This window comes from Streptomyces sp. NPDC040622 (genome assembly GCF_055593965.1).
In genome coordinates, this window is the sequence record NZ_JBVIXD010000032.1 from 15739 (window position 1) to 27229 (window position 11491).

At 72.7% G+C, this 11491-nt stretch carries 7 protein-coding genes; all 7 read left to right on the forward strand.

Features of this window, described 5'->3' with window-relative positions:
- Nucleotides 1–597: 597 nt before the first annotated feature.
- Nucleotides 598–1662 carry a polyprenyl synthetase family protein gene (locus ACZ592_RS40140; RefSeq protein ID WP_471586727.1) on the forward strand — a complete coding sequence of 355 codons (1065 nt, stop codon included), beginning with the start codon at nucleotides 598–600 and terminating at the stop codon, nucleotides 1660–1662.
- Nucleotides 1663–2838: 1176 nt separating this feature from the next.
- Nucleotides 2839–4374 (forward strand): FAD-dependent oxidoreductase, encoded by a 1536-nt coding sequence (locus ACZ592_RS40145; protein WP_471586728.1) that lies wholly within the window; start codon nucleotides 2839–2841, stop codon nucleotides 4372–4374.
- Between the two features lie 418 nt (nucleotides 4375–4792).
- Complete coding sequence (qcrB, locus tag ACZ592_RS40150) at nucleotides 4793–6493, forward strand: cytochrome bc1 complex cytochrome b subunit (protein ID WP_471586729.1); 1701 nt, start codon at nucleotides 4793–4795, stop codon at nucleotides 6491–6493.
- A gap of 183 nt (nucleotides 6494–6676) precedes the next feature.
- Entirely contained in the window at nucleotides 6677–7039 is a 363-nt protein-coding gene (locus ACZ592_RS40155) for a DUF3099 domain-containing protein (RefSeq protein ID WP_471586730.1), read from the forward strand.
- A 1001-nt stretch (nucleotides 7040–8040) separates the two neighbouring features.
- Nucleotides 8041–8940 (forward strand): aromatic prenyltransferase, encoded by a 900-nt coding sequence (locus ACZ592_RS40160; RefSeq protein ID WP_471586731.1) that lies wholly within the window; start codon nucleotides 8041–8043, stop codon nucleotides 8938–8940.
- A gap of 159 nt (nucleotides 8941–9099) precedes the next feature.
- Entirely contained in the window at nucleotides 9100–10173 is a 1074-nt protein-coding gene (locus tag ACZ592_RS40165; RefSeq protein WP_471586732.1) for a methyltransferase, read from the forward strand.
- A gap of 85 nt (nucleotides 10174–10258) precedes the next feature.
- Nucleotides 10259–11173: an aromatic prenyltransferase gene (locus tag ACZ592_RS40170; RefSeq protein WP_471586733.1), complete on the forward strand. Its 915-nt coding sequence runs from the start codon at nucleotides 10259–10261 to the stop codon at nucleotides 11171–11173.
- Nucleotides 11174–11491: the final 318 nt, after the last annotated feature.

The window sequence follows — 11491 nt, forward strand, 5'->3', positions numbered from 1 at the left end:
GTACTCAGCGGATACGGCCTTCATGCGCGTTCCATCCCCCCGTTGCTGCCCCGGATCCCCACCTCCGCCCGGCCGAAGCCACGGGCGCACTCGGAGAGTTCCATGCGCGGTCGGGGGGTGTCAACGCTCGCCCCACCGGGAAGGGAGCGGTAATCCAGCGGTGCGTAAACTTTTCATTTCGTAATCGATCCCCACTAAAGGGGAACTCTAGATTCCCCTTTTCTGGAGGGGAACTCCAGGATTCTTCAGGCTATGGCAGTCTCACCCCGAAGACCGCTTTACAGCCATTCGCTCCCCGGCCCGCAGACACCGCCGCCGCCCGCCCGGCCATCCGCCCGGGCCCGCCGCGAACGCCCGCAGCCCGCACCCCGCGCCCGGCCACCGCCCGCCCGCCACCGGCACGTTCGGGCCACCCCCGCCCGCCGGCCCGCCCCCCGCCGCCCTGGACGTCCGGCGCCTGCCCGACCCTTTCCCCAGGGACCCGACCCGATCCGCCCGGCCCCCAACCCCTGCCCGCGACAACGAAAGGGGCGGCCCACCGGCCGCCCCGGTGCTCCCCTTACGCGCTCACCCCCGACGCAAGGAAAAGCAGTGGCCATGGAAACGACCTGTATCGGCACGGACCAGGAATCGACCGGCATCGCACGCCGCACCAGCGAGGGCCTGCTGGAGAAGATGGAACAGCATCTGCGCGCATTCCTCGCAGCCGAGCACACGTTATGGGCGGCGGTGAACGACCGTGCCGCCGGCGCGGTCGACGCGCTGTCCGAACTCGTCGAGGCGGGCGGCAAACGCATCCGGCCCGCCTTCTGCGTCGCCGGCTACCTCGCCGCCGACGGCGACCCGCAAGATCCCGCGGTCGTGGCCGCCGCCGCGGCCCTGGAAATGCTGCACGCCTCCGCCCTCATCCACGACGACATCATCGACGCCTCCGACCAGCGGCGCGGCAGGCCCACCGTCCACGCACGCCACACCGCGCTGCACGCCGGGCACGCCTGGCAGGGCGAGCCCCGCCGCTTCGGCGAGGGCGTGGCCATCCTCGTCGGCGACCTGGCACTGGTCTACTCCGAACAGCTGATGGCCCAGGCACCCGCCGCGGTGCTCCCGGTGTGGAACACCCTGCGCTCGGAACTGATGGTCGGCCAGTACATGGACATGAGCGCGGCCGCCGAGTTCTCCGTCGACCCCGGCCTCTCCCGCTGGATCGCCCTGGCCAAGTCCGGCCACTACACCATCCACCGGCCCCTGGCCGTGGGGGCGAGCGCGGCCGGCCGGGCCGACCTGGTCCCCGCCTTCGAACGCTACGGCGCAGCGGTCGGCGAGGCCTTCCAGCTCCGCGACGACCTGCTGGACGCCTTCGGCGACTCCGCCGACACCGGCAAACCCGCCGGACTCGACTTCCAGCAGCACAAGATGACCCTGCTGCTGGGCTGGGCGATGCAGCGCGACGACCGCATCCACCACCTGATCACCACCCCCGGCCACGCCCCCGACGAGGTCCGCCGCCGCCTGCTGGAGACCGGCGTCCCCGACGACGTCGAGAAACACATCGCCGAACTCGTCGAACAGGGCTGCCAGGCCATCGCCGACATCCCCATCGACCCCGTCTGGCGCGGCGAACTGGCCCAGATGGCCACGCGAGTCGCCTACCGCACGACCTGACCCCGCCCCGGGCTCCGCCCGCCCGCCCGCCGGGCCGGTCCGCCGCCGCGCCGCCGCGCGGGCCCCGGCCGGTCCGGCAGGCTCCGGGCCGGTCCGGCAGGCTCCGGCCCGGTCCGCCGTGGCGGCACCACCCGCCCGCGCCGGGCAGGGCATTGCGGCCGGGCACCGAGGGCGCCGGGGGGGGGCTCAGGGTCCTGCCCGGAGCCTTCGCCGGGCGGCGGCCGTCGGGCACGCCGCGCCTGGCGGGCCGGGGCGGTCACCGCGTGCGGACGGGGAGGCGCACATCCGGGAGACGGCCCGGTCCCGGCACACCCGGCCAACTCCCGCCCCCCGGTGCCCTGTTCCCTGTCCGCCCCGAGGAAGAGCGGTAGGCGCCCCCGGGCGCGGCGGCGCGGGACGGATCCGCCCGCCGCCCGGCCCGAAGCCGCCCGGCGCAAGGGCATCGCAGGACGCCGGTGCACGGTCCGCCCAGTACCTGCCGTGCCGGACGGGGGAGTACGGGCAGACCGGCCGGCTGTCACCTCGGGCGCGGTGGCACGGACTCCTCGCGGCAGACCCTCGCGCCACCCCCTCCCGTCCAACTCCTGCCCACAGGCGTAGCGTCCGGGTCAGCTCCCGCTCGCGGGCGTAGCGTCCGGGTCAGCTCCCGCTCGCGGGCGTAGCGTCCGGGTCAGCTCCCGCTCGCGGGCGTAGCGTCCGGGTCAACTCCCCGCCCGTGGGCGTAGCGTCCGGGTCAACTCCCCGCTCGCGGGCGTACCGTCCGGCCCAACACCCGTCCACGGGCGTAGCGTCCGGCCCGGCACCCGTACGGCCGGATCCCCGCAACGGCCCCTCCGCGGACCGCCGGCCCCCTCCCCGCACCCCCCCCCGGGCGGGGCCGCCCGCCCGCTCGACACGGGGCGGAGAGATCGTCGCGGCCGCCTCGAGGGCCGCTCGAACCGCGGCGGCACCCCACCGCGGGGCCGGCCGTCGTGCCGGAGGGCCGCAGGAGTGCCGGCCCACCCGTCCCCACCAGGCACATCGGACTCCGACGGCCCTGCCGGGGCCGGCTGCCGACGGGGGCGCGGCACTGTGCCCGCGGGGCCGGCGGGACGTTCCGCGGTCGGGCAAAGCCCGCCGGACGGGCGCCGGTACGCCGCATGATGCAACCACACAGGCACCGGAAGGGCGGCCCAGATGAGTCCGGACGCACGCGTCGCCGAGGGGGGCGACGGCCGCAGCCACGCCGTGGTGATCGGTTCGAGCCTGGCCGGGCTGACCGCGGCGCGGGCCCTGGCCAACTCCGTGGACCGGGTCACCGTGATCGAGCGCGACCCACTGCCGCGCGGCGCGGGACGGCGCCGCGGCGTGCCCCAGGCCCGGCACACCCACAGCCTCACCACCGCCGCCCTGCAGGGCCTGGAAGACCTCTTCCCCGGCATCGGCCGGGACTTCGCCCGGGCCGGCGCGCTCACCCTGCGCATGCCCCAGGACGTCCTGCTGCTCGGCCCGCACGGCTGGCTGCCCCGCTTCGACGCGGGCCTGCCGGTCCTGAGCGCGGGCCGCGACCTGATCGACTCCGTCATCCGCGACCGGCTGCACGCCGAGCCCCGGGTCCGCTTCCTGCCCGAACACGAGGTCGTCGCCCTGCAGCCCGACCGCCACGACACCGTCACCGGCGTCTGGGCGCGCGGCCGGGACCGGCACGCCCCCGGCGGCTGGGGACCGGCACGGCTGATATCCGCCGACTTCGTGGTGGACGCCTCCGGACGCACCTCCCGCGCCCCCGACTGGCTGGCCGCCCTGGGGTACGAGAGACCGCGCGAGAGCGTGGCCGTGGCCCGCAGCACCTACGTGTCCACCGTGTTCGCCCCACCGGTGGGCCATGTCGCCGACTGGCAGGGCCTGTTGCTGATGGCCTCACCCGACAACCCCCGCCAGGGCACCCTCAGCCCCCTGGAAGGCGGACGCTGGTCGGTGACGCTGTGCGCCGCCGACGGGGAGCGCCCGCCCGGTGACCACGCCGGGCTGCTGCGCGCCGCCGGCGCCCTGCGCCACCCGCTGCTGCGCGACGTCATCGAGGCCGCCACCCCGCTGGGCCCCCTCTACGCCTGCGCCCGCACCGAGAACCGCTGGCGCCACTTCGAGAAACTGCGCCGCTGGCCCGACCAGTTCCTCGTCGTCGGCGACGCCCTGGCCGTCCTGGACCCCGCCCACGGCCAGGGCATGACCCAGGCCGTGCAGGGCGCCCTGGTCCTGGACCAGGTGCTGGCCGGCCACGGCACCACGGTGGGCCTGGGCTACCGGCTGCGCCGCGCCCTGGCCCACCGCCTGGCCCCCGCCTGGCAGTCCAGCACCCGTCACCTGCGCACGACCGGCGCCGACCTGGCCCCGCCGCCCACCGGCCTGCGGGCCCGCCTGGGCCGGCGCCACACCGCCCGGATCGCGGCCGCCGCGGTGGACGACCCGCACGCGGCGACGCTGCTGGTCGCCCGGCTCCAGTCGGCGGGCCCGCTGGCCGCCGTGCCCGGACCCCCGTCCGCCGCCCCCGCCGCCCCGCCGCTTCCCGCGGCGCCGCCCAGCAGCACCCACGGCCCCCGGGCGCGCCGCCGGCGCACCGCCCCGGCCGCGCCCGCCATCGGGGTCGCCACCGGCTCCGCCCGCCTCCAGGGCGCCGGCTCCTCGGCGCAGTGGCCGGCCCCCGCCCCGGCCGGCGAGCACCACCGCTTTTGAACCGGTCCCGAAATCCTGGAAGCGCGCCGCGGAAGAGGGGAGGCGACCGTAAGAGGAAAAGGGCCGCACCATAGGGTTCAGGCATGACAAGAACGCAGCAACTCACCGCTGCAGAAACCGACTTGAGCATCCCCAGACGGGCCCGAGGCGTTAACTCGCCCACCACATATCGCCTGTTGGGCGCGGATAGAGTAACCGCGCATCGAGGAAACTCGAAACACGCTCAAGAACCAGTGGAGTTGGAACCGGATTCCGGCTTGAGAGCGGTTGTCCGGCCACTTCGGGTGTCGATAGCGTTCGTTCCGCTTCAGGGCACGGGCCCGTTTGCGCCGCTGCAGGCCGCCCCCACCGCCGACCGTTCACCGGTCGGCCCGGGTGTGCCTGTGACGACTGAGCGGCGAGGGGAGGGCGCGCGGGCATGAGCATCACCGACGATGCACCGCAGCGGGAGCGGACCAGCACGCCGCAGGGCGAACGCATCGCCGACTGGGCGGACGGACGCCTGGGGATCTACCAATGGCGCACCCTGATGCGCAAGGTCTTCCCCGAGCACTGGTCCTTCATGTTCGGCGAGATCGCGCTCTACAGCTTCATCATCCTGATCCTCACCGGGCTCTACCTGACCATGTTCTTCAACCCGAGCATGGCCCACACCGTCTACGAGGGCCCGCACGTCCCGCTGCAGGGCGTGCAGATGTCGGAGGCCTACGCCTCCACCCTCAGGATCAGCTTCGAGGTCCGCGGCGGACTGTTCATCCGCCAGCTGCACCACTGGGCCGCCCTCACCATGATCGCCGCGACCATGGCGCACACCCTGCGGCACTTCCTGACCGGCTCGTTCCGCAAGCCGCGCGAACTGAACTGGCTCATCGGCGTGGTGCTGCTGGTCCTGGTCACCCTCGAGGGCTTCCTGGGCTACTCGCTCCCCGACGACCTGCTCTCGGGCACCGGCCTGCGCATCGCCGAGGGCGTCACGCTCGCCATCCCGCTGGTCGGCACCTACCTGACGATGTTCCTGTTCGGCGGGGAGTTCCCCAGCACCGACGTCATCCCGCGCTTCTACAGCCTGCACATCCTGCTGCTGCCCGGGATCATGCTGGCCCTGGTCACCCTCCACCTGATCCTGGTCGTCTACCAGAAGCACACCCAGTTCCGCGGCCCGGGCCGCACCCAGAAGAACGTCGTCGGCCAGCCCCTGATGCCGCACTACATGGCCAAGGCGGGCGGCTTCTTCTTCCTGGTCTCCGGCGTCCTGGCCCTGATGGCGGGCATCGCCCAGATCAACGCCGTGTGGGTGTACGGGCCCTACCGGCCCGACCAGATCTCCCAGGGCTCCCAGCCGGACTGGTACATGGGCTTCCTGGAAGGCGCCCTGCGCGCCTTCCCCGCCTGGGAGTTCGCGATCGCCGGCTACACCGTCAACATGGGCGTCCTGGTCCCGGCCGTCGTCCTGCCCACCCTGCTCATCGGCATCGCCGCCCTGTGGCCCTTCATCGAGGCCTGGATCACCGGGGACAAACGCGAGCACCACCTGCTGGACCGCCCGCGCGAGCAGCCCACCCGCACCGCGTTCGTCTCCTCCCTGGCCGCCTTCTACCTGGTGCTCTTCTTCGGCGGCGCCAACGACATCCTCGCCGAGCGCTTCCACCTGTCCATGAACGCCATCACCTGGACGGTGCGCATCGGGGTCTTCGTCATCCCGGCCCTGGTCTACGTCATCACCAAACGGATCTGCATGGGCCTGCAGCGCCGCGACCGCGACAAGCTCCTGCACGGCCGCGAGACCGGACGCATCAAGCGCCTGCCGCACGGCGAGTTCGTCGAGGTCCACGAACGCGTCAACCGCGAGGAGGAGTACATGCTCCTCTCCCGCGAGATCGCCCAGCCCCTGCCGGCCCCCCTGCGCGAGGACCGCGACGGCGTGCCCAACCCGCAGTCCCGCAAGGAGATGCTGCGCCACCGCCTCAGCCGCTGGCTGGCCGGCGGACAGATCCCCAACCCCACGCCGCAGGAGATGCGCCAGGCCCTGGACCACCTCGACCACTCCTCCAACGGCCACGCGCCCACCCGGCCCGCCGCCGTCGAGGGACGCGAGCCGGACCAGCAACTGCACCGGTAACGGCGGCACCCCGGCATCCGCCGGGACACGGACAGCGGCGCGGGCGACCAGGGGACGGGTCACCCGCGCCGCCCCGTCGCACCACCCACCACGCACCCGCCGCCGTCGCCCCGGCCCGCCCGCCCCCGGGGCCGCGGCGCGCCCCTGCCCCTGGCCGGGGCCGCAGAAGGGACGGCCACTGCCGTGCACCGAGACCCCGGCCACCGGGACGGACCCCGGCCCGCACCCATCACCGCCGCGCGCACCGGCCTGACACAGGACCTGCGCGGCCGCCAGCGCCGCTACATCACCGCCATGCTCATCCGCACCGCCTGCGTCGTCGTGATGGCCCTGACCTGGAACCGCTGGCCCGCCCTGGCCGTCTGCGCCCTGATCGGCGGCGTCGCCATCCCCTACGTGGCCGTGATCGCCGCCCAGGCCGGCTGGCGCCAGCAGCGCGGCGCCCGGCCCGCCCTGGCCCCGGCCGCCGCGCCGGAGACCACCACCCCCAGTGCCCCGCTGGAACCCACCCTCATCCTGCCGCCCGAACCCCGCACCACCCCCTGACACCCCCCGCCCGGCCGACCTGGACTCAACACCCCCACCAGCAGGGGGAGGCGGGGAGGCAAGAGGAGGGGAGGGGAGGCGCGGTGCGGGGCGCCCGTCCGGCGGCCTCCGCGCCACGGCGCCACACCCCGGACGCCCCGCGCGCCACCGGCGGCGGACATGCCCTGCCCCCTCCCGGCCCGCCCCTCCCGGGCGCGGGTTGCCAACAGAGGTCCGGTCAGGTGGAGTTGGAGGGTAAGGGTGCGGTGTGCGGTGCGCGCCCGGCCGCCTCCGTATCGCGGCACCACACCCCGGGCGCCCCGCGCGCCACCGGCGGCGGACATGCCCTGCCCCCTCCCGGCCCGCCCCTCCCGGGCGCGGGTTCCCAACAGCGGTCCAGTCAGGGGGAGTTGGAGGGGGAGGGTGCGGTGTGCGGTGCGCGCCCGGCCGCCTCCGCATCACGGCGCCGCACCCCGGCGCCCCGCGCCCGAGCGGCGGTGAACGCGTCCGCGTCCGCCCGGCCGCCCCGCCGCACCCGGCTCCGCTTGGCGTGACCCACGTCACTTCGTAGGGCTCTTGGTGCCGGGCCCCACCCGTGTCACTATTTCTGCAGACCTCCCCTGCCCAAAAGCTGTGCCCCCTCCCTGCGGAGCGTGGAGCCCTTGAGTGCGGGGGAGTTGTGCTGCCAGGGCCCTCGGGCCTTCGCGCACCCGCCCGACCGGCGGACCCCCACCCGCACATCCCGGACACCGGCCGGATCCGCCGGACCCCGCCACGGCCGCACCCCCACGCCCGCCGCCGTATGCCCGCCCCGACCCGGCATCCCGCCCTCCACCCCGCCCGCCCAACCCGCCCCGCAGTGCGGGGTGTTGAGGGCGGCCCGCCGGGAGCGGTGTGCGGGGGCGGCGCGGTCCGCAGACCCGCCCGGCGCGCGGGGCGAGAGACCCTTTTCGCGGGCTCCGGGCGCCGCCACACGTGCCGCCGTTCACACCGGCGCTGAGCATCCATCTATGGAGGAATTGATGTCGGGAACCGCCGATCTGGCCGGTGTCTACGCTGCCGTCGAGGAATCAGCCGGACTGCTGGACGTGACGTGCGCGCGCGAGCGGGTGTGGCCCGTCCTGGCCGCGTTCGAGGAGGTGCTCCCGGGCGCGGTCATCGCCTTCCGGGTGGCGACCAACGCCCGCCACGAGGGCGAGTTCGACTGCCGCTTCACGGTCCCCAAGGACATCGACCCCTATGCCGTCGCCGTGGAGAAGGGGCTGACCGCCCGCAGCGGGCACCCCGTCGAGTCCCTGATCGAGGACGTGCAAAAGCACTGCCCGGTGGACAGTTACGGCGTCGACTTCGGTGTCCTGGGCGGCTTCAAGAAGATCTGGGTGTACTTCCCCGGCGGCCGGCACGAGAGCCTGGCCCACCTCGCCGAAGTCCCCACCATGCCGCCCGGCCTGGCGCGCAGCGAGGAGTTCTTCGCCCGCTACGGCCTGGCCGACAAGGTCGACCTGATCGGCATCGACTACGCCAGCAGGACGATGAACGTGTACTTCGCGGCCTCCGCCGACGTCGTGGCGCCCGACACGGTCCTGGCCATGCACCGCGAGATCGGCCTGCCCGACCCCAGCGAGCAGATGCTCGAGTTCTGCCAGAAGGCGTTCGGCGTCTACGCCACCTTCAACTGGGACTCGCCGAAGGCCGAACGGATCGCCTACAGCGTCAAGACGGAGAACCCGCTGGAGCTCTCGGCGCGCCTGGGCACCAAGGTCGAGCAGTTCCTCAAGAGCGTTCCCTACGGCGTCGACACCCCCAAGATGGTCTACGCCGCCGTCACCGAGAGCGGCGAGGAGTACTACAAGCTCCAGTCGTACTACCAGTGGCGGACCGACAGCCGGCTCAACCTCTCCTACATCGGCGGCCGTTCCTGACCCGGGTGCGCCCCCACCCCGCGCCGGATCACCGCCGCACCACCTGCGGCGAGTGGCGCACCACCCGAAAGCACCTCACCCAGCGCCCGTCACCCGGCGCCGGCCCCGCCCGGCCGGCCGCGGCGACGGAGAACACCCAACTCGAAAGGGATCGGCGCAATGACAACTGAAGCCACTCTGGCGCGCTTTCGCGAATACATGGTGGGCCCCTCGCGGTTCATGAGCCTGCTGTCCGTTTTCGAGCTCGGCATCATCGACTCGCTCCGCGAGCGGCCCGGACAGACCGCGGCCGAGCTCGGCGAGGCCGCCGGCACCAAGCCCGACGCCGTCGAGCAGCTGCTCTTCCTCATGGTCAAGGAGGGCTTCGTCGCCCACGACGAGGCCACCGGCGCCTACACCCTGGACGCGCTGGCCGAGGTCGGCGAGGGCGACCTCAAGCGCGCCCTCACCTACATGAACATGATCAAGGTCGTCGCGCTGCGGCAGCTCTTCTACCTGACCGACAGCGCCCGCACCGGCACCATCGTGGGCCTCAAGGAGCTCTACGGCGCCGAGGAGGGCACCCTCTACGACGCGGTCGCCGACCACAGCGACCTCAACGACGCCTGGCTGACGCTGATGAACAACGTCACCGCCAACATCGACCCCTGGTTCTTCGCCAACGTCGACATCCCCGCCGGCGCCCAGGTCCTGGACGTCGCGGGAAACACCGGCCTCGGCGCGATCCACACCTACCGGCACAAGGAGTCCCCGGGGCTGAAGGTCACCACCTTCGACCTGCCGGACAAGGAAGCCAGGTGCCTGGAGAACTTCAAGGCCCACGGGGTGGCCGAGCACTGCTCCTTCATCGGCGGCAACGTCTTCGACGAGATCCCCCAGGGCTTCGACACGGTGCTCATCAAGCACTTCCTGGACATGTTCGACAAGGACGACGTCTTCACGATCCTCCAGGGCGTCCACAAGTCCCTGGACGTGGGCGGCCAGGTCCACATCATGGTGCCGGTCTACCCCGAGGACATCCGGGACACCGACAACTACAACGTCGACTTCTTCCCGGCCTTCTTCATCGGCGCCACCATGGGCCAGGGCGGCCCGCAGAAGATCTCGGTCTACCAGAAGTGGCTGGAGGAGTGCGGGTTCAAGGTCACCAAGGCCCTCACCAAGGACCCCGCCGAGGTGCCCCGCGACGTCATCCCCGTCCAGGCCATCCTGAGCGCGACCAAGGTCGCCTGAGGGCCGGTTCCCGGGACCGCGGACCGCCGGGTCTGGCGGGCCGCTTCTTGCCGAGCACCAGCGCCCACGGGCACATGGAGGAGAAATGACCCAAGTCACCGGGACCGACGACGTGTACGCGGCCATCCAGGAAGCGGCCCGGCTGGCGGGGGTGCCCTTCTCGCACGAGAAGGTCCGCCCGATCCTGGACGCCTACGCGGACGGCCTGGGGCAGGCCGGGGTCGTCTACAGCGTCTCCACCGGCGAGCGCGTGCCCACCGAGCTCGACTTCACCGTCACGGTGCCCACCAGCAGCGGCGACCCGTACGCCACCGCGGTCGCCCACGGCCTGATCACCCCCGCCGGCCACCCCGTCGACACCCTGCTGCGCGGCATCCAGGAACGCTGCACCATCAGCGAGTACCTCGTCGACGGCGGGGTGGCCGGCGGCTTCAACAAGATCTACGCGCACTTCCCGCAGGACGTGCAGGGGGTGTCCAAGCTCGCCGACATCCCCGGCATGCCGCCCGCCCTGGCCCGCCACGCGGACCTGTTCGAGCGGCACGGCCTGAGCGACGTCGCGATGACCGGGATCGACTACGGGCGCCGCACGGTGAACCTGTACTTCACCCAGCTGTCCGAACAGGCCCGCCGGGCGGACACCATCCGCTCGCTGCACCGCGCGATCGGCCTGCCCGAGCCGGACGAGCAGATGCTCGCCTTCGCCCACCGCTCGTTCCGGATCTACGTCACCCTGGGCTGGCAGGGCGAGGCCGTCGAGCGGATCTGCTACGCCCCGCCGCCGGCCCGCGACTGGGACCCGGCGGCCCTGCCCGTGCCGATCACACCGCAGGTCGAAGGGTTCGTGCGCGGCGCGCCGCGCGCCTACGACGGCGAGCCCATCGTCATCGCGGCCGTCAAGTGGGCGCCCGAGGGCCACTACCTCAACCTGGGCCCCTACTACCAGCTCTCACCCCTGATGCGACAGGTGATCAGCGCGGTCCACAACGGAAAGATATAACGCACCGCCACCGAGGAAAAAGCCCGGGACCGGACACCTCCGGACCCGGGCTATTTCTTTTCCCATCTTGTTGCGGCCGGTGCGTGCACCACCATGCCCTCATTAAAATTGAACATTAAACAATGTTCAGTGCTGTAACGTCGAAACGGTGTTGATTTGCTCTGTTGAATCAGGCAGGATCGCTCAAGCCGACAGGGGGGATTCTGACGCCTGCTGCGCGCGTCCCCCGTATTTCTCTCGATATACATGAAGGGGACACTCATGTCTGATTCCGTGCCGGGTGCTGGGTTTGGTGACGCGGTGGAGCTGCGTCGGGCC

What these genes read in the sequence shown, in the direction of transcription:
- ACZ592_RS40140 (WP_471586727.1), top strand. Translation starts at nt 598, where the DNA reads ATGGAAACGACCTGTATCGGCACGGACCAGGAATCGACCGGCATCGCA.
- ACZ592_RS40145 (WP_471586728.1), top strand. Translation starts at nt 2,839, where the DNA reads ATGAGTCCGGACGCACGCGTCGCCGAGGGGGGCGACGGCCGCAGCCAC.
- qcrB (WP_471586729.1), top strand. Translation starts at nt 4,793, where the DNA reads ATGAGCATCACCGACGATGCACCGCAGCGGGAGCGGACCAGCACGCCG.
- ACZ592_RS40160 (WP_471586731.1), top strand. Translation starts at nt 8,041, where the DNA reads ATGTCGGGAACCGCCGATCTGGCCGGTGTCTACGCTGCCGTCGAGGAA.
- ACZ592_RS40165 (WP_471586732.1), top strand. Translation starts at nt 9,100, where the DNA reads ATGACAACTGAAGCCACTCTGGCGCGCTTTCGCGAATACATGGTGGGC.
- ACZ592_RS40170 (WP_471586733.1), top strand. Translation starts at nt 10,259, where the DNA reads ATGACCCAAGTCACCGGGACCGACGACGTGTACGCGGCCATCCAGGAA.